This window comes from Paenibacillus sp. MMO-58, from assembly GCF_037146255.1.
Lineage (GTDB): Bacteria > Bacillota > Bacilli > Paenibacillales > Paenibacillaceae > Pristimantibacillus.
Genome location: NZ_JBBCVY010000012.1, coordinates 95,241 through 120,970 on the forward strand (window position 1 = coordinate 95,241; position 25,730 = coordinate 120,970).

The window sequence follows — 25,730 nt, forward strand, 5'->3', positions numbered from 1 at the left end:
AGGAGGTCGATGATAGAGATGATCGTGCCGAAATTCGAAGGCTTGCAGGGAAGAGCGGAAGCGCAGTCTTGGCCGGAGCCGCCGCAGGTGCTGCTGCAAAGGCTTATTCATAGAGTAGATCAGGTGTTGCTAGGAAAAAGAGAAACGGTTACCCAGCTTCTGACGGCTATGCTGGCCGGCGGCCATGTGCTGCTGGAGGATGTGCCGGGCGTGGGGAAAACGATGCTGGCGGGCGCTTTTGCCCGCGTGCTGGGCGGGGAATTCAAGCGGATCCAGTTCACCTCGGATATGCTGCCTGCGGATGTGATCGGCGGAGCGGTCTGGGACAGCCGGATCAGCGAGCTTGTCTACCGGCCGGGGCCGATTATGGCCAACATTGTTCTGGCGGACGAGATTAACCGGACTTCGCCGCGTACGCAATCGGCGCTGCTCGAAGCGATGGAGGAGCGGAGAATCAGCGTGGAAGGGGAAACCCGCAAGCTGCCGGAGCCGTTTGTGCTTATCGCGACGCAGAACCCGTTAAGCTACGAAGGGACCAATACGCTGCCGGAAGCGCAGCTGGACCGTTTCATGATGCGGTTGTCCATTGGTTACCCGTCTATGGAAAACGAAGCAAAAATGCTGGAGCAGTATGCGTCCGGCTCGAGGCTGGAGCCTCATCAGCTGCGTCCGGTCCTTATGCTGGAGGAGTGGCTGCGGATGCAGCGCGAGGTGCGGCAGGCGCATGTCCATCCCGGACTGCTCGAATATATGGCAAAGGTGACGGATGCGACTAGACGCGCGCCCGAGCTGGAGCTGGGATTAAGTCCGCGCGCGGGACGCGACTGGCTTCGCGCGGCTCAGGCAAGAGCTTACGTAGAGGGAAGAAGATACGTGCTGCCGGATGATCTGTTCGCCACCGGGGAGGCTGTGCTGGCGCACCGGCTGAACGGTATAAGCGCCGGGGGAAGACAGGTATCCGAAGCACTGATCCGGATTATGAGAAGTACGCCATTGCCCGCGTCTATTGCCCCCGGTCAAGCCGCAGGGAGGCAGAAATGAAAAGGCAGGGAAACGACTCGAATGTCATGATCGCGAAAGCGGCCAAAAGACAGCCGGCGCAAGGCTTCCCACCTTCGGCCGCCAATAAAACGAAGCTGGCCGGAGCAGGAAAGGCCGGAACGGGAGCGCAGGAAGCGGTTGTAGACGAACCGGTGCATTTTGCGCGTCCTTCGGTTTACCGTACCCGTTGGGGTGCTTGGCTCCTCATATCGGCCGGCTGGCTGCTGAGTCTGGCCGGCATGTTTAGCCGGGGCGGGGCGGTGGAGACTTTTATGCTGATTGTGCTGAGTCTGCTTCCGTTGTTATCGATTGTTATGCCGCTGCTCTCGATCCTTGGCCTGACGGTCAGCCGGGTTATCCCGGAACCCAAAATCAAAGACGGCGACGACGCGGTTATACGTCTGACGTTAAAGCGTTCTTCCGTTGTGCCTTTTGTATGGATAGCCGTTCACGACGGCATGACCAATATCAGCAAGGCAAAAAAGACGCGCTTGGACTATCGTTACCTTGTGGCGCCTTTGCTGCGCAAAGAGGTGGAGATCAGCTATTCCGTTCTTGCCGTGAGGCGCGGGGAGCATCAATTCGGCCAGGTAACCGTAACGGTTGGCGATTGGCTTGGCCTTACGGCTTTTCACAAAAAGCTGGAATGTCCGGGATCCTTAATAGCCGTCCCCGCGCTTCCGGAGCAGCAAAGGCGCCGGGCAGAGCAGCTGCACGGCGCTGTGGCGGAGCAGGTATCGGGCGATTCTTCGGCGGCTTTTATAAGCGACGGCGGAGAGATCAGCGACATTACCGCGGACAGGCTTCTGCAGCAAGCCGGAATCGGACCGGACAGCAGACCGTACCGGGAAGGGGACTCGATGCGGCATATTAATTGGCGGGCTGCGGCCAAAGGACGGGGGATGTTCACGAAGCAGCATCTGCTCGAGCAGCCGGCCGAGATTATTATGATCGCGGACACGCACAGCGCTGCGTTTAATCATGACGGGCGGCTATTTGACGCTTCCCTGGCATGGCTGGCAAGAGGAATTGAACAGGCGGCAGCGGACGGCTGCGATGTCCGGCTCCTTGCAGGGACAGTCGGTACTGAAGGGGCAAAGGAGAAGCAAAAGCGGGGCGGCCAAGCCGGTCAGCAGGCTAATCAACTGCTGGAACGGCTCGCGATGCTGAAGCTCACGAAAGCGGCGGTCTCCGTTGACAGCCTCCGGATAGAGCTTGGCCGTCTGAAGCCCGGCGGGGTGATCCATGTCTATACCGCGGACTGGAGAAGCGGCCAAAGCTGGATTCAGCTTGCCGCTTATGCGGCTGATCAGAAATGCGGAATCCGTCTGCATGTCGTCACGAAGCAATCGGTTCTCACGTTTGCGATGCGCGAGCAGCAGCGCCTTCTGGAAGAAGCGGGATTGTCCGTCAACTGGCTTGCTTATCCGGATAAGATGAACCGGCCGACGCAAATTGCGGAAGGAGGCAGCCAGCATGCGAGACAATACTCCCGATAACGGGTCGCTGGGCTTCCGGGTACTAACGACCGCATTGTTATTTGGCCTGTTAGCCGAATGGCTGCTGCCGTGGCTTCATTACAAGGAATGGGCGGATGTCTACCAGATTGGCCCGCTGCTGACGGTGGTCGGCTGCGTGATGGTTATGGGGCTTTTTCGCCCGGCCTGGTATATGTCGCTCCTCATGAACGGCTTCTTATGCGTCATGACCATCATGCTTCTATTTAAAGGAAATGACGAAAACGCGCTGCAGTGGCTGGCGAATTACCCCGGCATGCTGCTGGGAGATATTAAAGAGCTGTTCACCTACGGCATGTGGACGATGACCAGCGAGCTGAGGACGCTGCTGCTTTTCGTAGGCTGGGCTATGCTGGCTCCTGCGCTGCAGGCGCTTGTATGGCTGAGGCAGGTTGCACTGGGCCTGACGGCGATTACGGTCTCTTACCTGCTGATTCTTCATACTTGGGTGGGCATCGACGTGTTTAACGGCTTGCTTCGCACAACGGCTGAGGGCTTGCTGTTAGGAGCCGTAGTAACGATGGCCAGAGTAAGGCGGATGCAGGGCGGGGGAAGCGAATTCGACCGTCAGCTCCATCCGAAATGGCTGGCTGCCGGCGAATTTCTGGTGCTTTTATGCGTGGGTGTCGGAATGCTCCTATCCAGCGGGCAGCCGAGGCAAACGGAGCCTTCGGCATGGACGGTAAACGCTGCGAATCGGCTTGAACAGGCGATGGTGGAGCTTGGCAAGGACAATTATTCGGCTGCCATGCAGGCGGCAATCGGTACGGCTGGGCAAGGCCGCGGCATGACCGGGTATGGCTTCGACGACCGGGAGCTTGGGGCGTCCCTATCCCAGGACGACACGGTGGTGTTCAGCGGTTTTTCACCGGTTCAGACCTACTGGAGAGGCGAATCCAAAGCAGTCTATAACGGACGCGGCTGGGACAGCAGCTGGAGCGGGAAGGTCCTGCATCCGGTGGAATACGGCGATAAGCCGTCCGAGCTTGCGGCCAGCACTACCGGGGATAACCGAACCATCCGGCAGACGGTCATTATGACCGAGCCTTCAACTTCGCTGGGATTGCCGCTCTTTTTCGCGGGGAGCGGGGGACGTGTGCTTAGTCTGTCGGCAATTGATCCCAACCGGCAATTAAGCACGTATGTGGAGGATGAGCTGGCAGGCGCTCTGTATGCGGCGGATAAGGAAGCGCAGGTAGAGCGCTATACCGTCGAAAGCCGGCTTCCGGTAACGGATACCTCCTTGTTGCGGGAGGCGGGCAGCTCCGCTTCTGCCGGAGAAACCGCGGCGCTTACGCAAACCGAGGAGACGGATCTGTCGGATTATTTGCAGCTGCCGGATTCTTTGCCGGATCGCGTGAAGACGCTGGCTGACAAGATTGTCGGCGGCGCACGGACCGACCGTTACGATCAGGTGAAAGCGGTCGAGCAGTATCTGAAAAATAGCTATACGTATTCGCTGGATAGCACGGTTCCGCCAAAGGGAGCGGACTTTGTCGACTACTTCCTGTTTGAGCAGGAGCGCGGTTATTGCGTGCATTTCTCCAGCGCCATGGTTGTTCTTCTCCGCGAGGAAGGGATTCCGGCGCGATGGGTAAAAGGTTTTGTATCCGGTACGCCGGTATCAACGGCGGGCGCGGATGCCGCAAGCGCAGCCGGGACCCTCTACAACGTACGCGCGAAGGATGCGCACGCTTGGGTAGAGGTGTACTTCCCCGGCGCAGGCTGGGTGCCGTTTGACCCGACGCCGGGTTTTGCCGGCGGCATGGGGCCAGCGGGTGCGGACGCCGGGGGATCGGCGTCCGACGGGTTGTCATCGGCCGGCGGAGCTGCCGATGATGCGGGGGCGCCAGAGCATGCCGATGCCGGAACGGACGGCATGCTGGCGCAGTTTGAGGCGGCGGTGGATCACGCCGCCTCGGCCGTAGCGCGAGGGGCGGATGCCCTCGCGCAGGCGGCGCGGAGCGCCGCCCATGGCGCGGCTGCGGCTTCGCCCGCCGCGCTGGCCGCCGCAGGCGCGGCCGCGCTGCTCTTCGCGGCCGGCCTTGCGGCAGCGACGCAGCGCAGGCGGCTTCGCCTCGCGCTCGCGCTGCGCCGGTACGCCGCGGCGCATGGCGCAGGCCGCGCCGGCGCAGCGCAAGAGCAGTTCGCCGCCGTATCCGCCGCGGCGTGGGTCCTGCTCGGCCGCCGCATGATGGCGCGGCCGCCGCATCATACCGCGCGCGAATACGCGGACGCCGTGTCGGCGTCGATGCCCGGCGCGCGCGCCGAAGCGCTCCGGCGATTCATCGCCTGGGACGATGCCGCCCGGTTCGGGCAGCGGGGCGAATGGACCGCCCCGCCTCCGGAGGAGCTTGCCGCCGCGATGAACGCGCTGCTCGGCAGGCCCGTCAAAGCCGTTCCGGCGGCCTCTGTGCAAACCGCCGAATAATCAAATCCCGTCCCCCGGATGTTAACCGGGGACGGGATTTTTTTGCATGAACCGTGGAATTGTTCATCCAAAGTGACCAGTTTGAAGAAGATAAGGCCCTTTAGGGACCTTAACACCCCAAAAGAAGCCGTTACTCTGCAGTTTAAGGTCCCTCAGGGACCTTAAAACTCACGAAACCGCGAAATTGGTCATCCAAAATGACCAGTTTGAAGAAGTTAAGGTCCTTTAGGGGCCTTAACACCCAAAAAGAAGCCGTTACTCTGCAGTTTAAGGTCCCTCAGGGACCTTAAACTCACGAAACTGCGAAATTCGGCATCCAAGTGAGCAATAGCACTTTCCCAACCGTATGCATACTCTCCCCGACAGTTGCCATGCTAATAAAATGGAAAACTACAACATGATTACGTACAGAAGGGGGATTTTCCATTGATTCGATTACTTGCGGCTTTCGTTATCGGTGCTCTCCTTATTTCATCAGCAACGGGATGCGCGAGCCATCACGAGAAGGAACAGGGTAGGAATACACAGCCTCAGCCTAATGCGTATTCGGAAGAAGAAATTCCTATTCAAATACAGAATGAAGATGATACGCCCGAGCTGGTAGGCGGCCCGGAGGATGTAGTCCGCAAGGAAGAGCCGCTGACGCTGGCGGAGCTCCGCAAGAAGTACAAAAGCATTTTTTTGCTGCAGGGCGACTCCAAGGAGAAGCGCGTGGCGCTGACCTTTGACGACGGTCCGGACGAGACCTTTACGCCGCTGGTACTGGACGAGCTCAAAAAAGCCGGCGTCAAAGCGACTTTTTTTGTCGTGGGCAACCGGATTGAAGCGAACCCGGATATTTTTCAGCGGATGGTGAACGAGGGACATGCGATTGGCAATCACTCCTACAGCCATCCTAATTTTTTGAAGCTGTCCGACGATAAATTCAGGGGGGAAATCGAAAAGACCGACAGGCTGATCAAGACGTATATCGGTTATCTTCCGTCGCTTGTGAGAGCGCCTTACGGGGGAGTGACGGAGAACCAGATCAACTGGCTGGCCAGCATGGAGAAAAAAATCATCAATTGGAACGTGGATTCCCTGGACTGGAAAGGGCTAAACGCCGATGAAGTGTACGCCAATATCATGAATGCAACCAAGAACGGAAGTATCGTTTTGCAGCATTCCGCGAGTGGCGAGGACGGGGATCTGACAGGGACGGTTGAAGCGCTTGGATGGGTCATTGCCCAATTAAAGGAAAAGAATATGGAGCTCGTAACCGTACCGGATCTCATTCATTTGCAATAATGCACCGAAAAGTCGACATAAATCGGGTTTTGCCCTGCTCCCCTACCTTGACTCGTCCAAAGGGCTATATATATAATTACTACATTAATTGAGGGAGGCTCGGTAATGAACAAGAATGAAATTATCATTGTACTCGACTTCGGGGGACAGTACAACCAGCTGATCGCGCGCCGCATCCGCGACTTGGGCGTATACAGCGAACTGCTGCCATTTAACACGTCGGTAGAACGGATCCGCGAACTGCAGCCGAAAGGCATCGTATTCTCGGGAGGACCGGCAAGCGTTTATGAAGAAAAGTCCCCATTGGTAGATCCGGCAATTTATGATCTGGGCGTTCCAATCTTTGGTATCTGCTATGGCATGCAAATGATGTCGCATCAGCTCGAAGGCAAGGTCGAGCGTGCCGGCAAACGCGAGTACGGTAAAGCGGAAGTGGATTTTGCGGAAGGCAGCCATCTGGCACAAGGCCTGGACGCGCGTCAAACGGTATGGATGAGCCATAGCGATCTTGTAGTCGAGCCGCCTGCGGGCTTCCGCGTCGACGCAAGCACCGAGCATGCTCCAATCGCAGCAATGAGCAATACGGATCGTAAATTCTACGCGGTACAATTCCATCCAGAGGTTCGTCACTCTGTGTATGGCAACGAAATGATTCGTAACTTCCTATACAATATCTGCGGCTGCGAAGGCAACTGGACGATGGAATCGTTTATTGAAGATACGATTCGAGATATCCGCAACCAAGTTGGCGATAAAAAAGTGCTGTGCGGTCTGTCCGGCGGCGTAGATTCCTCGGTTGTTGCGATGCTGATTCACAAAGCGATCGGCGATCAATTGACATGCATGTTCATCGATCACGGTATGCTGCGTAAAGACGAGGCTGAGAGCGTAATGGAGACGTTCGTTGGCAAGTTCGATATGAAAGTTGTGAAGATCGACGCAAGCGAGCGCTTCCTTGGCAAGCTGAAAGGCGTTACCGACCCTGAGCAAAAGCGTAAAATTATCGGTAACGAGTTCATCTACGTGTTCGACGAAGAGTCGGCTAAGCTTGGCGAGTTCGATTTCCTCGCACAAGGCACGCTGTACACCGATATCGTCGAGAGCGGTACGGCTACGGCGCAGACGATCAAGTCGCATCACAACGTGGGCGGATTGCCTGAAGATATGAAATTCGAGCTCGTTGAGCCCCTGAAGACATTGTTCAAGGACGAGGTTCGTAAAGTAGGCGCAGAATGCGGTCTTCCAGACGAAATCGTTCACCGTCAGCCGTTCCCGGGTCCGGGTCTTGCGATCCGTGTTCTTGGCGAGGTAACAGAAGACAAGCTGCATATCGTTCGCGAATCCGACGCTATTCTGCGCGACGAAATTGCAAAAGCCGGTCTTGACCGCGAGATCTGGCAGTACTTCACGGCTCTGCCTGGCATGAAGTCCGTTGGCGTTATGGGTGACGCTCGTACGTACTCGTACACAGTCGGCATTCGCGCAGTAACGTCCATCGACGGCATGACAGCTGACTGGGCACGTATCCCTTGGGATGTTCTCGAGAAAATCTCCGTTCGTATCGTTAATGAAGTGGACAACGTTAACCGTATCGTCTACGACGTAACGTCGAAGCCACCGGCAACAATCGAGTGGGAATAGGATTTAATAAAGATGATCTCTGTATTAAACAGAGGTCATCTTTTTTTATCCCCACCGGCTAGTTTGCCGAAAAAAGTCAACTTTGTGCTATAAAATAATCAATTTCTTGTTCGAAATTTTGGATGCAAACCTTTATTATATAATACGAATGAGGATGCTATATCCATTGTATGCGTCTATTTACGCTGGAGGTTATGGAATGGAATACAAATATGAAATGGTAAAAACCGATGGTCAGTTACCTGTTAAAGTTATCATTCATACCGCAGACGTACAGATGCATATACCAAGACATTGGCATGAAAGCATTGAAATATCCTATGTTCTCTCCGGGAAAATTGACGAAATCTACATAGACGGCAAAGTATATGAATCCCTGCAGGGGGATGTTGTTTTAATCAATTCCAACGCCATTCATTCTTTTTCAGTGAATTCGGGGAAAAATCGAAAGGCGGTCACCTTGCTTATCCCTTATGAGTTTATTGAGAATATTTATCCCGACATCGATCAAGCTTCATTTCATTGCATATCCGCAGGCGATACGGGAAGAAAGCTGCAGTTTGAAGAGCTGCGCAGCAATATCCATTCCATCGTGGACGCTTACGAGAAGATTGAGATTGATCCTTTGGCTTATATTAAAGTAACCAGTTTGTCCTACGAGTTAATTTATATCCTATTAAAAAACTTTAAAATTCAAAAAACGAACAACGGTAAAATTACAACGCAGAAATATTTGGAGCGGTTGTCCATGATCGCGGGGTATATCAAAGAAAATTATCGTCAGAATCTAACGATTGACCATCTCTCCACCCGGTTTCATTTATCTGCTGAATATCTGTCCCGATTTTTTCATAAACACACAGGCATGACCGTCTTGCATTATATTCAGGCTGTCCGTCTTGAAAAGTCGTATGCCGATCTCATGAATACGGATTACCCCATCCTCCGGATTGCATTAAACCACGGCTTCCCGAATGAAAAGTCCTATATCAGGGTGTTTAAAGCGTTCTTCCATGAAACGCCCTATCAATATAGAAAAAAGAGAAGCTGCAAAAGTCAGGATTTGACCATAGACAAGATAATAAAAGATGGGATTAGGAGCTAATCTTTTTTTAAAATAAAATAAGTAAGCGCTTTCTATTTGTGAAGGTTTTCAAATCTGACAGAAGACCAGGAGGTAGTTAGCATGTTAATGGCAATGAAAAAACGCGGAAGAACGGCACTTTTATGTACCTTGGCAGTTTGTACGACCCTTTCGTTTGGCACGGGAACCCTGGATGCGGAAGCGAAGGCGGAGCCGGGATCATACCGGACAGTGACGGAAATCAAGGATTGGGGGCCTGCGATAACGAAGGTCATTGTCGATGTAGGCAAGCCGATCCCGGTAAAATCCATAGCGGCGGATACGTTCAAAGTACATGTGGTCAGAAGCGATTTCCGGCAGGAAAAGCCGTTTTTGGAAGAAGGGGACCGTAAAGTAACAAAAGCTTATGTCGCGGATAAGGATGGAAAGGCCGCAGTAAAAGAAGGGAAATACGTTGTGCTCGAAATGGAGATCGGCCCGACAGTAACGTTAGGATCGGCCATGAATTTCAGTATGAGCACCTATCTTAATGATTGGATTGAAAGCAAGTATACGATTGCTCAGCAAAAGGACATCGTTACGCCGTCAGGGAAAGTTTCCGGATTAGTGATGGATACCTTAGCAGGCGAAGTAAGAGTGCTCGTGGACGATTTCTCGACGGGCAAAGCTTCCTATGATGGCGTTCAATTAACTTATGCTCATTATTCGCCGGTGAAAGACAAGAAGAAGAACCCTTTGATTATTTGGCTTCATGGCATGGGGGAAGGCGGCACGGATCCGACGCTTGCCATTGCCGGCAACAAAGCCGTTAACCTTGCTTCCGAGCAGATTCAATCCTATTTTGGCGGTGCTTACGTATTGGCCCCCCAAACGCCAACCTATTGGATGGATGGCTTGAGCGGGTTCGGAGACGGTACTTCCAAATATGAAGATGCGCTAATGAAACTCATTAAAGATTATGTCAGCACGAACAAAGACATCGATCCAAGCCGGATTTATATTGGCGGGGATTCTAACGGCGGGTATATGACCATGCTGATGATCCGCGACTATTCCAAATACTTTGCAGCGGCTTTTCCGACATGCGAGGCGCTTAAGGATTCGCTCATTACGGATGCAGACATTCAGAGCATGAAAAACCTTCCGATCTGGTTCATAGCGGCAAAAACGGATAAGACCGTTCCCGTCCAGGATTACGCCGTTCCGACCTATAACCGATTAGTCGAGGCGGGAGCCAAAGATGTTCACTTTTCCTTGTTCGATCGTGTAATTGATACTTCCGGCTTGTACAAAAAAGCGGACGGTACGCCGTTCGAATATGACGGACACTGGTCATGGATTTATGTGTATAACAATCAGGTTGCTGAAAAAATAAACGGAAAAAAAACAACGCTTATGACATGGCTGGCCAGTCAGTCTTTAAATAAAAAGTAATTTGCATTTTCGTATAACAATGCCGTAATGAAAGGGGCTGCCCCCAAGGCCAACGGCTGGGGGGGCAGCCCTTCTTTTATCTACAACGTAGCCCGATAATGCTTCGGCGTCGTTCCCGCGTGTTTCTTGAACACCTTGATGAAATGCGCCTGATCGTAAAAGCCCAAGCGGGATCCAATAGACGAGATGTTATCTCCGGTCATTTGAAGCAGCTTTTTGGCCTCCTCGATTCTTTCTTTTTGAATATAGCAAGCGATGGTCTGGCCGGTTTCTTTTTTGAACAGATGCATGAGGTAACCGCTGTTCAGCCCCGATACGGCCGCCAGCTTATCTACCGTAATTTCTTCGTAGAGATGGGTGTAGATGTATTCCCGGCAAGCCTTGACGGGTTTGGACAAAACATGAATACGGCATTGCTCGACCCTCTCCGCAAAATCCAGCAGCGCGCCTTCCATGGCAGCCCTCACCGTCTGGATGTCGTGAAGCTCCTCAATTTGCTGAATGTACAAATCGCTCAGCATGTAAGCCTGCTGTTCGTACAGGCCTCCTTCAATCGCTGCCCGCATCCCAAGCGCGATCCCGCAAATCGCCAGGTTTTTTAGACTGCGGATATGACTGCGTTTGGATAACACGCCGGCCCCGTCATAGGAAAACTCCGCTAATTTGATCATCAGCCCCGCCGGATCTCCTACCCGGATCAGATTAAAAAACTTTTTTTCTTCCATCAAGCTTTGGTGAAAAGTGAGCGACTCCCGATGAGCGGATATGGTCCGTTCGACATCTCTTTTGAAAGCCTGTGGCTGCGCGTATTTGAAGCAGTATTGAAGCACATCGGTTATCTCCAGTGACTCTTGATTAACAAGCAGGCTGGTCAGCACGCAGATATGAAGCAGACGCATCCGATTGACCTTGGGCAGGCTTTCCCAATAAGCGGCCCAGTCAGGCATTTCCCGGTACGGGATTTGATAATCGTTCAGCTGCTTGGCCCTATGCTCTCCTGCCGGAAGCTCCTCCATGGAAGGGCCGACTATAATAAAAGCCCTGTTCATGCTTTCACGCTTGACGGGGATAATGATGAACTGCTCCCAAAAGTTGGTCGTGCGAATCGAGGGGAATTCCGTCTCCGGCGCGAGAAGCGATTGAGCCAGCCCCTCCAGATCGGAAAAGAGCGGACTTAACGGAATGGCTGCGGCGGCAGCTGCGTCTATAGAAAGCTGATTGTTCTGGGTGTAAAAAACGGGAAGGCGGCAGCTCTCCTGAATCAGCTTGCATAATTGAGAAAGATCGCGTGAATAAATGGCATGCTCCACGTTATACCCACCTCAGAACGGTACAATTTTTCTGATTATTATACCATAAAAGTAAGCGCATTCATGCGAAAATGAAGGCGAGAATTGCGAAGATTTCTTAAAGGGGGATTTCAGATGGAGCGCGATATTCAGGCACTAATCGCCGAAATGACACTGGAAGAAAAAGCAGGCATGTGCTCGGGCCTCGATTTTTGGCGGCTTAAAGGCGTGGAGCGATTAGGCATTCCAAGCATTATGGTGACGGATGGACCGCATGGACTGCGCAAGCAGCAGGGCGGAACGGATCATCTTGGCATTTTCGAGAGCGTGCCTGCGACCTGCTTCCCTTCTGCTGCCGGGATGGCAAGCTCCTGGGACCGCAAGCTGATCGCAAGCGTTGGTGTGGCGCTTGGTGAAGAATGCCAGGCCGAGGATGTCGCCGTCCTGCTTGGGCCGGGAGCCAATATTAAACGCTCGCCGCTTTGCGGACGCAACTTCGAATATTTTTCCGAGGACCCTTATCTATCCTCAGAGATTGCGGCCAGCCACATTAACGGCGTTCAGAGCCAAGGCGTAGGCACCTCGCTGAAGCATTTTGCCGTGAACAATCAAGAGCACCGCCGGATGGGCGTCGATGCGGTAGTCGATGAGCGCACGCTGCGAGAAATTTATTTGGCCAGCTTCGAAGGCGCGGTACGCAAGGCTCAGCCTTGGACGGTTATGAGCGCTTATAACAAGGTGAACGGCACGTATGCTTCCGAAAATCCTTACCTGCTTACCGATATATTGAAGGATGAATGGGGCCATGAGGGTCTTGTCGTGACGGACTGGGGGGCGAACAATAACCGCGTGGACGGCCTCGCTGCCGGTCAAGAGCTGGAGATGCCGTCAAGCGGCGGCGTTAATGACCGGAAAATCGTCGCAGCTGTACAGAACGGTCAGTTGTCTGAAGAGGTGCTCGACCGCGCGGTTGAACGGATTTTGAACCTTATTTTCAAGAGCGTGGATAACAGGAAGCCGGAGGCCGATTACGACCGTGCGGAGCATCATGCGCTAGCCCGGAAGGTTGCCGGGGAAACGATGGTGCTGCTGAAAAACGAACAAAATCTGCTCCCGCTGCAGCAAAATCATAAATTGGCCGTTATTGGCGCATTCGCGCAAAAGCCAAGATATCAGGGCGGCGGCAGCTCCCATATTAAACCGACGCGGATCGATGTGCCGTTTGAGGAAGTTCAAAAGCTTGCGGGTGATGCCGCTTCCGTTGCGTACGCGCAAGGCTATCATGCGGATAGTGACGATATCGACGAGAGCTTGCTTGAACAGGCCGTTGCAGCTGCCAAAGCTGCCGATGCCGCCATCATCTTTGCGGGATTGCCGGACCGTTACGAATCCGAGGGTTACGATCGCAAGCACCTGCGGATGCCCGCCAATCAAAATCAGCTTATTGAGGCGATTGCCGCCGTGCAAAGCAACGTGGTGGTCGTTCTGCTGGGCGGTTCCCCGGTCGAGATGCCTTGGATTGGCCAGGCGGGATCGGTGCTTGAAGCGTATCTGGGCGGCCAAGCCGTTGGCGGCGCGATTGCGGATGTATTGTTCGGCATCGTAAATCCAAGCGGCAAGCTGGCCGAGACGTTCCCGGTGAAGCTCAGCGACAACCCTTCGTTTCTGTTCTTCCCTGGCGAAGGCAACCGCGTCGAATACCGCGAGGGAATCTTTGTCGGGTACCGCTATTACGACACGAAGCAGGTAAAGCCGCTGTTCCCGTTTGGACATGGGCTTAGTTATACGTCGTTTGCTTATTCCAACCTCTTGCTGAGCCGGAAGGAAATGCGGGACACGGATACCCTGGAGGTACGGGTAACGGTGCAGAATACCGGCGACCGGGCAGGCAAAGAAATCGTGCAGCTGTACGTGCGGGATGTGGACAGCACCTTCATGCGTCCAACGAAAGAGCTGAAAGGATTCGCCAAGGTTGACCTGCAGCCGGGCGAGACAACGACGGTAACGCTGACGCTGGACAAACGCTCCTTCGCTTATTACAACGTGCAAATAAAAGACTGGCATGTGGAGTCCGGCCAATATGAAATTTTGATCGGGCGTTCCTCCGAGGACATTGCGCTCCGCGATACCCTTAACGTCGAATCTACCGTTAAAGTAAAAACAAATGTCGACCGCAGCACGCTGCTTGCCGATCTGATGAACGACCCGGACCGGGCGCCGGTTGTGCAAGGGCTCATTCAGAGCTTCCAGTCGGGCATGGGCGTTTCGATGGACAGCGATTCGATGAAAGACGCGATGGGCGAAGGCATGGGCGAGATGTTTGCCGAGATGATGAAATACATGCCGCTGCGGGCGATGGTCTCTTTCAGCCAAGGCGCTTTTACGGACGAGATGCTGGATGAACTTCTAGCACAGCTCAATCAACTCTAATTATCGTGATGTGCGGAAATTCAAAAGGATGATGTCGGTTACGCGAAAGAGAGTTTGGCTCCAGTTCGTTATGATACAGATGAACGATAAACCATCGATCACGATAGAGTTGATGCTTACGAAGTAAGAATTGCTTCACAATTCTTTTTAGGAGGCTGGCCAGAAAATGACGATGAAAGCGGGCATTAATATTTTTTCGGTGTACAGGGAGCTTGGCGAGGATTACTTTGGCACTTTGCAAAAGGTTGCCGAAGCAGGGTATGAGAATATCGAGCTGATCAGCTTTAACATGAAGTCCTTCACGCGTTATATCGACGAGATTCCGATGGAGTCGCTGCGGGACAAATGCCGGGAGCTTGGCCTTACCGCCATAGCGGTTCACGAAGGAGCGCAACCGGGAGCAGATTTGCTGGCGAATGATTGGGATGGCTTGATGAGCTATTACGGCGGGATTGGCTGCGAACGGATCGTGCTGCCCTCCGTCTGGATTTCCAATCGGGAGGATACGCTTAGAGCCGCGGAGCAAATGAACCTGATCGGCAAAAAAATGAAGGATAACGGCTTCGGGTTCTATCTGCATAACCATGCTCATGAATTCAAATCCATCGGCAACGAAACGCTGTTTGATGTCCTGCTCGAGAATACGGATCCTGCTTATCTGAAATTCGAGGTTGATTTGGCGTGGGTGATGCGTGCGGGGCTCGATCCCCTTCAGGTCCTGACCAAGCTTGGAGAGCGCTGCGATATCATTCACCAGAAGGATTTGGCTCACGAGCTTAAAGGCCAGCTTAATATATTGGAGGCTGCGGAGCGGGAAGGGGACAATATGCAAAGTCCGTTCGAGGCTTATCAGAAATACGTGGGTCCTCAGGATTTTGTTGATCTTGGCACCGGCCGATTTGATTTTGCAGGCGTTTATGAACAGATCCGTTCGATGGGACTTGTACAGTATGCCTTGGTGGAGAACGAGGGAGAGTCTGCCGATAAGTTCGCCAGCATCCGCCAAGATTTAGAGATTATAAGAAAGTACATATAAAAACAGGAGGTGGATGCGAGATGACAAACCAAAAATTAAGAATCGGCATCATCGGCTGCGGCGGTATCGCCGTTCAAAAACATATGCCGTCGCTGGCCAAGCTGCCGCATTTGGGAGAAATGGTCGCGTTCTGCGATATCGTGGAAGAGCGTGCGCAAAAGGCGGCCAAGGATTTTGGCGGAGATAACGCCAAGGTTTATACCGACTACAAGGAGCTGCTGAAGGATAACTCCATCGATGTTGTTCATGTGCTCACGCCAAACCTGCAGCACTCCTTCATCAGCGTGGATGCGCTTGAAGCGGGCAAACATGTGATGTGCGAGAAGCCAATGGCGATTAACTCAATCGAAGCGAAGAAAATGGTCGATGCCGCGGAGCGAACCGGCAAAAAGCTGACAATTGGCTACCAGAACCGGTTCCGCAACGATTCCCAGGCGCTCTATAAGGCTTGCCGCGAGGGTGAGCTTGGCGATATTTATGTGGCCAAAGCGCATGCCGTCCGCAGACGCGGGGTTCCGACTTGGGGCGTATTTCTCGACAAGGAGCAGCAGGGCGGCGGGCCATTGATCGATTTGGGCACCCATGCGCTGGATTTGGCGTTATGGTTCATGGACAACTATAAGCCCGTATCGGTATCCGGCTCCGTGTTCCATAAGATGGCGGATAAATACGAAGGCAATATGCTGGGTCCTTGGGACCCGGAAAGCTATAAGGTCGAGGATTCGGCATTCGGCTTTATTAAGATGGAGAACGGCGCTACCATCTTCCTGGAGTCGGCGTGGGCTTTAAATACGACGGATTCGAGAGAAGCGATGACAACGCTTTGCGGTACGGAGGGCGGAGCGGAGATGAGAGCAAGCTCCGTCATGGGCAAGTCGGATGTTATCTTTAACAGCGTGAAGCATGGGCAGCTGGTGGAAACAAAGCCGTCCGTCAGCGGAGGCATTGCCTATTTCGGTCCGGGAGCCGAAGAGGACGGCGTAAAAGAAGCGAGACAATGGCTGGAATGTATTCTGAATGACACGGAACCTCTTGTGAAGCCCGAACAGGCTTACGTGGTGACGCAAATCTTAGAAGCGATTTATAAATCGGCTGAAACAGGAAAAGTTGTAGAGTTCTAACCAACCTCCCGTTCCTGGAACCTTCCATTACACGGGAAGGTTCCTTTGTTTTTAGCTAGAGATTCCTATGCTTATACTCCAAAGGCGCAAGGGGATGGATGCCGCTTGAAACCATTCAACCGGACCGTGTTTAATTCGCTACACATTAAGCTTATAGCCGGAATCTTCCTTATTATTGCTCCGATGGTTTCCTTTCTGATTTATAACAATTTCTATTCGATGGATGTTGTCCGCAATCAGGTTGCGCAGTCAAACAGCAATATGCTCAATCTGTACATGGGCATCATCGACAACAAGCTGAACGATATCGACCAGTACCTGCTAAAATTCGCCGCCGAGGAATCCGGACTAATTCTTCTCGAGAGCTCCTCCAAATCGGATGTGGACGGGTACAATCTGGAGCGGATCTGGCTGTTCAGCAAATTGAGAGACAACACGATTTATTACAAAGGGCTCGACTACCTTTTCGTTTATTCGCCGGTGAACGATGATTTACTGTTCGCTCCGAAGGTAGCGGGGTCTGCCGATTCGGGTAACGAACCGATCCAAAAGGCAATTATCGGGATCCTGCGCGATACTCAAGCTTCGAAGAACGCCAGCGTTTCTTACGACCGTTGGGCTGTGCTTCCCATGCAGCAGCAGGATTATCTTCTCCACATTCAAAAGGTCGGCGGCCTGTACATAGGGGCCGGAGTGAACGCTTCCGAGGTTATGGGTCCTCTTGATCTTCTTGATCTGGGAGACGATGGAAGGGCGCTTCTTGTGGATGGAGACCATGCAGCCGTACAAGACAAAGCCTTTATTAATGGACATGGGATCGACCTTGCCTTTCAGTCCGACGACTACCGTCTTACCGGCAACAAGCAGCAATATCTCGTCATTGGGAAAAATTCAAGCATCGGGGATTTCGGGCTTGCGGCGGTTGTTCCAGACGATACGATTCTGGAACGGCTGCCTTACTTGCAGAGGGTTATTCTGCTTATGGCGACAGGCTCCATTCTCATCTTGCTTGCTTCAATCTACTTCCTTCGCAGGGTAGTCCTGCTGCCCATCCGCCGGATTGTTACCGCGATGCGCAAAATCAAGGAGGGCTACCTCGAGGCGAGAATACCAGACCGGCCCACCTCCAATGAATTCGAGCTGATGAATAAGACCTTCAACAGCATGGTAGGCGAGCTCCAGCAATTAAAGATTGACGTTTACGAGGAGCAATTGAACAGCCAGCGCGCGGAGCTAAAACAGCTTCAGCTGCAAATCAACCCGCATTTCTTCTTGAACAGCCTGAACGTCGTCTACTATATGGCCCAGGAAAAGAAGTACGACCTGATTCAGGAGCTTTCCCTGTCGCTTATTCGTTACTTCCGGTTCATGTTTCGCAGCCAGACCGATTATGCGCTGCTGCAGGACGAGCTTAGTCTGACCGAGCACTACCTGAAAATTCAAGGTTTTCGGTTCCCCGGCAGCTTGTCCTACACCGTGACTGCCGAGGACGGGCTGCAGGATTGCGTTATTCCGCCTTTGATTATCCAGAGCTTTGCCGAGAACACCATTAAGCATGCGGTAAATACGGATGAGCCGACCCATATCGAGATCGCGATCGGAAAAGAGACGGAGACAGGGAAGCTGCATATCCGGATCCGGGACACGGGCTGCGGCTTTTCCGAGGATGTCTTAAGCAAGCTGAGCGAAGGAATGAATCTGACGAATGAGGGCGGAGAGCATATCGGAATCTGGAATGTCCGGCGCAGACTGCGTCTTCTGTATCGTTCGGAGGCGGAAATCACGTTCTCGAACGATCAGGGAGCCGTTATCGATATGATTTTGCCAATGTACAAGGAAACGGGGTAAGCGCTATGTACCGGTTATTGATTGTGGATGACGAAGCGATCATTGCGAATGGCATTAAAGCAAGCATGAATTGGGATTGCGTCAGGGTTACCTCCGTCACGATAGCGAGCAATGCGAGGCAGGCCAAGGAGAAATTCATGGAGCAGCCCTTTGATATTATGATTTGCGATATCGAGATGCCGCAGGGCAACGGACTTGAGCTTTACGAATGGGTGAAAGAGCATTATCCGCAGACGGAATGTGTTTTTATTACGTGCCATGCCGATTTTGGGTATGCCAAAAAAGCGCTGCAGCTTGGCAGCTTTGAGTATTTATTAAAGCCCGTGCCCCCGGACGAATTAAAGCTTGTCATGTCGAGGCTGATCAAGAAAATCAGGGATGAGAGGGAAGCGGCCGGCAGAGAGGCGGAGAGGTTCTGGCAGGATGTGCTGAATCAGGCTATCCCTTCAAGCAAGGATAAAATGATGGAGGTCATCCGGAAGCAGAAGCTGTCTTATACCGGATCGATGGAATTTCTGCCTGTCTTGATTCCGATCTCGCATTGGGAGAAGCCGTTATCCGTCCGCGATGCGCAGCTAATGGAATACGCGCTTCGCAACGCCATGGAGGAGATTGTCGTGCTGCGTTCTCCCCATGCTCAAATCGTCCGGATCAGCCCGGAGTATTTCATGATTGTTTTCCCGCGCGAGAAGGCGGAGGACCATGATCCATTCCGGAAGGAAATTCAAGGCCGCTGCATCGATTTTATCAAAGGCTGCAATCAATATTTGGGCTGCCATTTGTCCTGTTATTTCGGTAAGCCCGTACCGATGCATGAAGTGCGGAATATGGCCGAGCAATTGATGACGTTCAAGAAATGCCAGGTTAATATCGTGGACCGGGTAGTCTTCTATAACGGGCAATTGAAGGACGATTGCGAATGCCATCAGATTCCTTTGCCTCCCATACCCGTATGGTCGGAGCTAATCAAGCAAGGGAATATGAAGCAGGTCATCGATGAGGCGCAGCATTATCTGGATGCCTGGAAGCGGATCGATAACCTTGGGGTGAAGGGGCTGCAGCGCTTTTACCAAAACTTTCTGCAGATGATGTTTCATGCGCTGCAGCAGCACGGAATGCGCGCGGATGATATCTTCTCGGATCATTTGACGCCTGCGCGGGCTTTGGCCGCTACCCGGAGCGTAAACGATCTGCAGAGCTGGGTGAAAGGGATGCTTGAGGCAGCCCTTGATCATATCAACAAGGTTGATGCGAGCGAGACGATTATCGAGAAGATCAAGCGGTATATTGCTCTCAATCTCGACCAGGAGCTGTCGAGGCAATATATTGCCGATTATGTCGGGCTAAGCCCGGATTATATCGTAAAGCTGTTCAAGAAAGAGACGGGTTTATCCGTCTCGGATTATATTTTGACCGAACGGATCAAGCTTGCGAAAGAGCTGTTGGCCAAGACGGATACAACGATCAGCAACGTGGCCCTTGCGGTAGGGTTCTGCAATTTCTCGTATTTCTCCACGCTGTTCAAGAAGGAAGTAGCGATGACGCCCCAGGAGTATCGAAGGGTGAAGCAGCCGGCAATCAGGGCCTGCAGGTAGACTTGCGCCATGTCGGAAACTCGAAAACAGGATGACGGATTCTTGGAAGCCCGGGTTGCATGCCTTAAGCTACTATGAAGCTATGAAGAACAACTCATCCTAAAAAGAGGTGGTCAAGTCCGTGAATGCCAATACTCGAATTGCTGCCGTGGAGCAGGTCTCAATGCGGACGAAGAAGCGTTCGGCTTTTGCAGTAAAGCTCAAGAAGATTATGAAATACCGGGCTCTCATTCTGATGGCGCTGCCAGGTCTGTTGTATCTGTTCATTAACAATTATTTGCCGATGTTTGGCATCGTGATCGCCTTCAAAGACATCAACTTTGCAAAAGGAATCATGGGAAGCGATTGGATCGGATTTAAAAACTTCGAATACCTGTTCAAGACGCAAGACGCTTATGTCATCACACGGAATACGCTGCTGTACAACATTGTGTTTATCCTGCTGAACACGACCATTGCGTTTGCGCTCGCCATTATGCTTAACGAGATCCGCAAGCGCTTTTTATCCAGAACGTACCAAACGCTTATCCTTCTGCCGTATTTGATTTCCATGGTTATTGTCGGGTACCTGGTGCTTGGGTTCCTGGATGTCGAGAACGGCTTTATGAACAAAACCCTGCTTCCCATGCTTGGCATGGAGCCGATCTCCTGGTATTCCGAGACCAAGTATTGGCCTTGGATTCTAACGATCGTTAACGTCTGGAAGGGCGTCGGCAATTTGTGCATTATCTACTTGGCGGCCATTATCGGCATCGACCAGGAATATTACGAAGCGGCTACGATCGATGGAGCGAATAGGTGGCAGCAGGTGGTTAGAATCACCTTCCCGCTTGTTCTGCCGGTCATCACGATTATGTCGCTGCTGGCCATCGGCCGGATCTTCTACTCCGACTTCGGCTTGTTCTATCAGGTGCCGCTTAATACGGGTTCGCTTATGCCGGTAACCAATACGATCGATACGTACGTATACCGCGCATTGATTAATCTCGGGGATATCGGGATGTCCTCGGCGGCCGGTCTCTATCAGGCTCTGGTCGGCTTTATTCTCGTCATCGTTTCCAATGCGGTCGTGCGCAAATTCAACAAGGACAACGCTTTGTTCTAGAAAGGGGAAGTTTTCATGCAATCATCCGCTAGAGTTTATCAATGGCTGCTCAACCTCGTCATGATTGTATTTACGCTGTTTTGCCTGATGCCGATCTGGCTGCTGTTTTCTTCCTCCTTGACCGACGATATGGAGCTTGTCCGCAGCGGTTATGCGTTTTTTCCGGATAAAATCAGCTTCTCGGCCTATCAATATTTATGGAATACGTCTTCGGAGATTGCCAGAGCATACGGCATTACGATTCTTACAACGGTCATTGGCACGGCAGCCGGCTTGTCGCTAACCGCCATGGTGGCGTACCCGCTCTCGCGAATAGAGATGCCTTTCCGCAATTCTCTCGCGTTCTACGTATTTTTCACCATGCTGTTTAACGGAGGGCTTGTGCCTACGTACCTGCTGTACACGAACTACTTTGATTTTAAAAATACGCTTCTTGCCTTGATTATCCCCGGTTTGCTGATGAACGGTTTTTTCATTATTCTGATGCGCACCTTCTTTGCGACCTCCATCCCGACGGCGATTATTGAATCGGCCTATATCGACGGGGCGAAGGAATGGAAGATCTTCTACCGGATTGTGCTGCCGCTTTCCACTCCGGTGCTGGCTACGGTAGGCCTGTTCTATGTCATTCTTTACTGGAACGACTGGTTTAACGGCCTCATTTATTTAACGGACAGCAAATATTACAGCTTGCAGAACCTGCTTAACCGGATCCTGCTGGATATTCAATACCTGCAGTCTTCAACGCAATCAGGCAATCAGGCCAGCAGCCTATCGGCCAGAATACCGCTCGCCTCGATGCGGATGGCAATGGCGGTGATCGGAGTTGTTCCGCTGCTTGTTGCTTATCCGTTCTTCCAGAAATATTTTGCGAAAGGCCTGACGGTCGGAGCCGTAAAAGGATAACGGCTTGTCGGAAAATGAAAAGCAGCCGGACGGAATTGTGAAAGCCCGCTTCACCGGTTTCCGTTATCCTAATCAATGTAATCGCTTACAGATGATATTTTTGGGAGGTCATTGAGATGAAAAAGATGCGTTCCGTAAGTTTGGCTTTAGCACTGACGTTGTCCGTTACGGCGCTCGGCGCATGCAGCGGCGGAGGAAACAACGGTGGAAATGGCGGCACAGCAAGCAGCGGTTCAGGCACGGAAGCAAGCAGTTCGAATGGAGGCGGAAAGGAAGCGCTAAAGCCGGTGAAGCTGGTCATGGTTTTTCCGGCTGCGGGTGAGCCCAAGGATTTGCAGCTTGTCTCCGACGAGATCAACAAGATTACGAAAGAGAAAATCAACGCAACGGTTAAGCTAGTTCCGATCGGCTGGGGGGCCTGGACGCAGCAAAGAACGTTAATGATGTCGGGCAAGGAGCAGGTCGACTTGATTCTGAGCGGCCTCGGAACCTACAGCCAGGATGTAGCGAAAGGCCAGTTCCTGGAGCTTAACGATTACTTGGAGAACGAAGGCAATGGCATCAAGGAAGCGCTGGACAACCTTGATCCGGGATTTCTGAACGCAACGAAGATCGACGGCAAAATTTATGCCGTGCCGAGCATCAGGGATTTGGCGGCGGACTTCGGCATTACGATGCGCAAGGATCTGGTAGACAAATATAACATCGATACAACCTCGATCAAATCGCTTGACGATTTGGATGCGATTTTCAAAACGATCAAGGACAATGAGCCGGACGTCGTTCCAACCGTAAAATACGGCCAGTCGATATTAGACATCTACGTGCGAAGCGCATTTGACACCTTAAGTGACGGGTTCGGCGTCCTTCCCGGCAATGACAATAACTTGAAGCTTGTTGACATGTATGAGACGCCGGAATATAAAGAAATGCTGAATACGGTTAGAAGATGGTATTTGGCCGGTTACATCGCGAAGGATGCCGCGACAAGCACGGAAACGCAATACAACATGGTGAAAGCGGGCAAAGCCTTCTCGTGGCTTTCCCATATGAAGCCGGGCATTGAAACGCAGGAGTCCAGAAATACGGCTAGAGAAATGATATCGGTACATTTCAAACCGGCGATTTCAACAACGAGCGATATCACCTCCATTATGTGGAGCGTAGCAAGAAACTCCGCGGATCCTTCGCGGGCTATGATGCTGCTTAATCTGATGTATACGGACAAGGACCTCATTAATCTGTTTGACTACGGGATTGAAGGCAAGCATTACACGAAAGTATCGGATAACGTGATCGATTTCCCTCAAGGCGTCGACGCTACCAACTCCGGCTATAACCTTCAGCTGGGCTGGATGTTTGGCAATCAGTCGCTTTCCTACATCTGGAATGGAGATAGTCCGGATCTGTGGAACGAGTTAATGACATTCAACAAGAACGCTACGAAATCAAAAGCAATGGGCTTTATCTTTAACGCGGATGCCGTAAAATCGGAAATTGCAGCCGTAACCAACGTTACGAATCAATACAAGGTCGCCCTTGAAACGGGTACGGTTGATCCGGAGACCCAGCTGCCGAAATTTATTGATCAGTTGAAAGCGGCGGGTATCGATAAAATTATCGCGGAAAAGCAAAAGCAGCTGGATGCATGGGCTGCATCAAACGGCTAGGAGGTCCCCCCCGAATGAAGAACCCGATTGCTGCAACGCTTGAGCAGGCGAATATTCAATATGTAACGAATGAAGGCGGTCCTACGCTGGGGTATTGCCCGGCATCCGGTGTTGAAATTATTGAACAGGACGGACTTAAATTTAAGGATTTAAGCAAGGACGGACAATTGCATCCCTACGAGGATTGGAGGCTGACTGCCGACGAACGGGCGCGGGATCTTGCCTCCCGGATGACGATTGAGCAGATTGCCGGGCTTATGCTGTACAGCAGCCATCAGAACGTGCCTTCTCCAAGCGCCGGATTTTTTACGGGAACCTATGGAGGCAAACCATTCGAGGAAGCTGGAGTAAAGGCCTGGACGCTTAGCGATCAGCAGGCAGCTTTTCTAGCGCAGGATTACGTACGGCATGTTCTCGTTATGGCGATTAGCAGCAATAGGGACGGCGCGCTCTGGAGCAACCAGATGCAGGCTTTTGCGGAAGCCGAAAGCTTGGGTATCCCGGTAAACATCAGCTCGGATCCCCGTCACGGCATCGATATCGGCGCGGAGTTTACCGGCGGAGCGGGAAGCCGCATCTCGAAATGGCCGGAGACGTTAGGACTTGCGGCAACCTTCGACCCTGACATCGTTCGGCAGTTCGGGGAAGTTGCTTCCCGGGAGTATCGCGCGCTTGGCATCGCGACGGCCTTGTCGCCGCAAATCGATATCGCAACGGATCCGCGCTGGTTCCGGTTCAGCGGCACGTTTGGCGAGGATCCTCTTCTGTCGACGGATATGGCAAGGGCCTACGTGGACGGGTTCCAGACATCGGATGAAGGATCGGCGGATGGCTGGGGGCAAGGCAGCGTTAACGCGATGGTGAAGCATTGGCCGGGCGGCGGTTCGGGAGAAGGCGGAAGGGATGCGCATTTCGGATTTGGCAAATACGCCGTCTATCCTGGCAATAACTTTGAGGAGCATCTCGAGCCGTTCGTAAAAGGGGCTTTTAAGCTGGAGGGCAAGACCGGCGAAGCATCCGCGGTAATGCCTTATTATACGATTTCACACGGACGGGATGAAGTTTATGGCGAGAACGTAGGCAATTCGTACAATAAGTATCTCATTACCGACCTGCTTCGCGAGAAATACGGCTATGACGGCGTTGTCTGTACGGACTGGAACATTACGGCCGACGAGGGTGCAGCTATCGAATCCATGTTTGGCGGAAAATCATGGGGCGTAGAAGGACTTTCCGTCGCTGAACGCCATTACAAGCTTCTTATGGCCGGCGTCGACCAGTTCGGCGGCAATAACGATTCGTTGCCCGTGTTGGAAGCCTACCGGATGGGCGTCGTTGAACACGGAGAGGCTTATATGCGGGAACGCTTCGAGAAATCGGCGGTACGCCTGCTGAAGAATATTTTCCGCGTTGGTCTGTTCGAGAATCCTTACCTCGACTCGCAGCAAAGCGAGAAGCTTGTCGCAAGCGAGCCTTTCGTTAGCGCAGGCCACGAAGCGCAGCTCAAATCGGTAGTTATGGTGAAAAATAAAGATCAGGTGCTGCCGCTTAAGCCCCGCAGCCGCGTGTATATTCCTAACAGATACACGGCGCCGGATAAGCATTTTATCGGATTTACGATTCCGGAGCGCGATGAAGCTCCGATCGATCTTGCTTTAGCCGAACAGTTTTTCGATATCGTAGAGGATCCGGGCGATGCGGATTTTGCAATCGTGGCGATTCGCGGAGCGAAAGCGGGATTGGGCTACAGCCGGGAGGATGCGGCTGCCGGCGGCAACGGCTACGTGCCGATCAGCCTGCAATACAGGCCTTATACGGCGGAACATGCGCGCGAGACAAGTCTAGCGGGGGACGCCAGGGAGCGGGATGTGTTGAACCGTTCATACAAAGGCAAAACCGTATCGACGCATAACGAGTCCGATCTGGATCTTGTGCTGGAAACGAAGCGCAGGATGGGAGAAAAGCCGGTAATCGTCACTTTGTTTCTTATCAATCCGACCGTGGTGGAAGAGTTTGAGGCTTCCGCAGACGCGATTCTCGTTCACTTCGGTTCCAGCGACAAGGCGATGCTGGAGCTGCTGTCCGGACAAGCGGAGCCATCCGGCTTGCTGCCGCTGCAGCTGCCTGCGAATATGAAGACGGTTGAAGAGCAGTTCGAGGATGTGCCTCATGACATGGCGTGCCATGTTGATGCCCAGCAGCATACGTATGATTTTGGCTTCGGCATGAACTGGCAAGGCATCATCGAAGACGACCGTACCCGTAAATACGGTAGAAAGCGTTCATAACAGGTAA

Annotated in this window: 17 protein-coding genes; 16 read left to right on the plus strand and 1 reads right to left on the minus strand. The window is 52.5% G+C overall.

The window, feature by feature from the left end; all coding sequences use genetic code 11:
• The first annotated feature begins 18 nt into the window (after positions 1–18).
• The 7 genes from WFJ73_RS27440 to WFJ73_RS27470 all read left to right on the plus strand — a co-directional run bounded on the left by WFJ73_RS27440 (position 19) and on the right by WFJ73_RS27470 (position 10,435).
• Positions 19–1,041 (plus strand): AAA family ATPase, encoded by a 1,023-nt coding sequence (locus WFJ73_RS27440; RefSeq protein ID WP_336776121.1) that lies wholly within the window; start codon positions 19–21, stop codon positions 1,039–1,041.
• Positions 1,038–2,540 carry a DUF58 domain-containing protein gene (locus WFJ73_RS27445; protein ID WP_336776122.1) on the plus strand — a complete coding sequence of 501 codons (1,503 nt, stop codon included), beginning with the start codon at positions 1,038–1,040 and terminating at the stop codon, positions 2,538–2,540. Before WFJ73_RS27440 ends, WFJ73_RS27445 begins: the two co-directional genes overlap by 4 nt.
• Positions 2,518–4,989 carry a DUF4129 domain-containing transglutaminase family protein gene (locus WFJ73_RS27450; RefSeq protein WP_336776123.1) on the plus strand — a complete coding sequence of 824 codons (2,472 nt, stop codon included), beginning with the start codon at positions 2,518–2,520 and terminating at the stop codon, positions 4,987–4,989. Before WFJ73_RS27445 ends, WFJ73_RS27450 begins: the two co-directional genes overlap by 23 nt.
• Positions 4,990–5,415: 426 nt before the next feature.
• Positions 5,416–6,276, plus strand: coding sequence for a polysaccharide deacetylase family protein (locus WFJ73_RS27455; protein ID WP_336776124.1), 861 nt, complete (start codon positions 5,416–5,418; stop codon positions 6,274–6,276).
• A 105-nt stretch (positions 6,277–6,381) separates the two neighbouring features.
• Positions 6,382–7,917 carry a glutamine-hydrolyzing GMP synthase gene (gene guaA, locus WFJ73_RS27460; RefSeq protein WP_336776125.1) on the plus strand — a complete coding sequence of 512 codons (1,536 nt, stop codon included), beginning with the start codon at positions 6,382–6,384 and terminating at the stop codon, positions 7,915–7,917.
• 199 nt (positions 7,918–8,116) lie between these two features.
• On the plus strand, positions 8,117–9,022 hold the full coding sequence (locus tag WFJ73_RS27465; RefSeq protein WP_336776126.1) for an AraC family transcriptional regulator: 906 nt from the start codon (positions 8,117–8,119) through the stop codon (positions 9,020–9,022).
• Between the two features lie 81 nt (positions 9,023–9,103).
• Positions 9,104–10,435: a prolyl oligopeptidase family serine peptidase gene (locus WFJ73_RS27470; RefSeq protein ID WP_336776127.1), complete on the plus strand. Its 1,332-nt coding sequence runs from the start codon at positions 9,104–9,106 to the stop codon at positions 10,433–10,435.
• Positions 10,436–10,515: 80 nt separating this feature from the next.
• Here WFJ73_RS27470 and WFJ73_RS27475 read toward each other — a convergent pair whose 3' ends face one another.
• Positions 10,516–11,745 carry a helix-turn-helix domain-containing protein gene (locus tag WFJ73_RS27475; RefSeq protein WP_336776128.1) on the minus strand — a complete coding sequence of 410 codons (1,230 nt, stop codon included), beginning with the start codon at positions 11,743–11,745 and terminating at the stop codon, positions 10,516–10,518.
• Between the two features lie 114 nt (positions 11,746–11,859).
• Here WFJ73_RS27475 and WFJ73_RS27480 point away from each other — a divergent pair, with 114 nt between their 5' ends.
• From WFJ73_RS27480 to WFJ73_RS27520, 9 genes are all read left to right on the plus strand, one after another.
• Positions 11,860–14,154: a beta-glucosidase gene (locus tag WFJ73_RS27480; protein WP_336776129.1), complete on the plus strand. Its 2,295-nt coding sequence runs from the start codon at positions 11,860–11,862 to the stop codon at positions 14,152–14,154.
• Positions 14,155–14,320: 166 nt separating this feature from the next.
• Positions 14,321–15,190 carry a sugar phosphate isomerase/epimerase family protein gene (locus WFJ73_RS27485; RefSeq protein ID WP_336776130.1) on the plus strand — a complete coding sequence of 290 codons (870 nt, stop codon included), beginning with the start codon at positions 14,321–14,323 and terminating at the stop codon, positions 15,188–15,190.
• A gap of 20 nt (positions 15,191–15,210) precedes the next feature.
• Complete coding sequence (locus WFJ73_RS27490) at positions 15,211–16,311, plus strand: Gfo/Idh/MocA family protein (protein ID WP_336776131.1); 1,101 nt, start codon at positions 15,211–15,213, stop codon at positions 16,309–16,311.
• Positions 16,312–16,416: 105 nt separating this feature from the next.
• Positions 16,417–18,159, plus strand: a complete 1,743-nt coding sequence (locus WFJ73_RS27495; RefSeq protein ID WP_336776132.1) for a sensor histidine kinase — start codon at positions 16,417–16,419, stop codon at positions 18,157–18,159.
• A gap of 5 nt (positions 18,160–18,164) precedes the next feature.
• Complete coding sequence (locus tag WFJ73_RS27500) at positions 18,165–19,754, plus strand: response regulator transcription factor (protein ID WP_336776133.1); 1,590 nt, start codon at positions 18,165–18,167, stop codon at positions 19,752–19,754.
• Positions 19,755–19,917: 163 nt separating this feature from the next.
• Positions 19,918–20,859 (plus strand): ABC transporter permease, encoded by a 942-nt coding sequence (locus WFJ73_RS27505; RefSeq protein WP_127496270.1) that lies wholly within the window; start codon positions 19,918–19,920, stop codon positions 20,857–20,859.
• Positions 20,860–20,874: 15 nt separating this feature from the next.
• The gene (locus WFJ73_RS27510; protein WP_336776134.1) at positions 20,875–21,765 is read left to right on the plus strand and encodes a carbohydrate ABC transporter permease; all 891 of its coding nucleotides are present in this window, start codon (positions 20,875–20,877) and stop codon (positions 21,763–21,765) included.
• A 116-nt stretch (positions 21,766–21,881) separates the two neighbouring features.
• Positions 21,882–23,435: an ABC transporter substrate-binding protein gene (locus tag WFJ73_RS27515; RefSeq protein ID WP_336776135.1), complete on the plus strand. Its 1,554-nt coding sequence runs from the start codon at positions 21,882–21,884 to the stop codon at positions 23,433–23,435.
• A gap of 14 nt (positions 23,436–23,449) precedes the next feature.
• Complete coding sequence (locus WFJ73_RS27520; protein ID WP_336776136.1) at positions 23,450–25,723, plus strand: glycoside hydrolase family 3 protein; 2,274 nt, start codon at positions 23,450–23,452, stop codon at positions 25,721–25,723.
• The last annotated feature ends 7 nt before the right edge of the window (positions 25,724–25,730 follow it).

What these genes read in the sequence shown, in the direction of transcription:
- WFJ73_RS27445 (WP_336776122.1), top strand. Translation starts at nt 1,038, where the DNA reads ATGAAAAGGCAGGGAAACGACTCGAATGTCATGATCGCGAAAGCGGCC.
- WFJ73_RS27465 (WP_336776126.1), top strand. Translation starts at nt 8,117, where the DNA reads ATGGAATACAAATATGAAATGGTAAAAACCGATGGTCAGTTACCTGTT.
- WFJ73_RS27505 (WP_127496270.1), top strand. Translation starts at nt 19,918, where the DNA reads ATGCGGACGAAGAAGCGTTCGGCTTTTGCAGTAAAGCTCAAGAAGATT.
- WFJ73_RS27500 (WP_336776133.1), top strand. Translation starts at nt 18,165, where the DNA reads ATGTACCGGTTATTGATTGTGGATGACGAAGCGATCATTGCGAATGGC.
- guaA (WP_336776125.1), top strand. Translation starts at nt 6,382, where the DNA reads ATGAACAAGAATGAAATTATCATTGTACTCGACTTCGGGGGACAGTAC.
- WFJ73_RS27515 (WP_336776135.1), top strand. Translation starts at nt 21,882, where the DNA reads ATGAAAAAGATGCGTTCCGTAAGTTTGGCTTTAGCACTGACGTTGTCC.
- WFJ73_RS27450 (WP_336776123.1), top strand. Translation starts at nt 2,518, where the DNA reads ATGCGAGACAATACTCCCGATAACGGGTCGCTGGGCTTCCGGGTACTA.
- WFJ73_RS27470 (WP_336776127.1), top strand. Translation starts at nt 9,104, where the DNA reads ATGTTAATGGCAATGAAAAAACGCGGAAGAACGGCACTTTTATGTACC.
- WFJ73_RS27510 (WP_336776134.1), top strand. Translation starts at nt 20,875, where the DNA reads ATGCAATCATCCGCTAGAGTTTATCAATGGCTGCTCAACCTCGTCATG.
- WFJ73_RS27440 (WP_336776121.1), top strand. Translation starts at nt 19, where the DNA reads ATGATCGTGCCGAAATTCGAAGGCTTGCAGGGAAGAGCGGAAGCGCAG.
- WFJ73_RS27490 (WP_336776131.1), top strand. Translation starts at nt 15,211, where the DNA reads ATGACAAACCAAAAATTAAGAATCGGCATCATCGGCTGCGGCGGTATC.
- WFJ73_RS27480 (WP_336776129.1), top strand. Translation starts at nt 11,860, where the DNA reads ATGGAGCGCGATATTCAGGCACTAATCGCCGAAATGACACTGGAAGAA.
- WFJ73_RS27520 (WP_336776136.1), top strand. Translation starts at nt 23,450, where the DNA reads ATGAAGAACCCGATTGCTGCAACGCTTGAGCAGGCGAATATTCAATAT.
- WFJ73_RS27485 (WP_336776130.1), top strand. Translation starts at nt 14,321, where the DNA reads ATGACGATGAAAGCGGGCATTAATATTTTTTCGGTGTACAGGGAGCTT.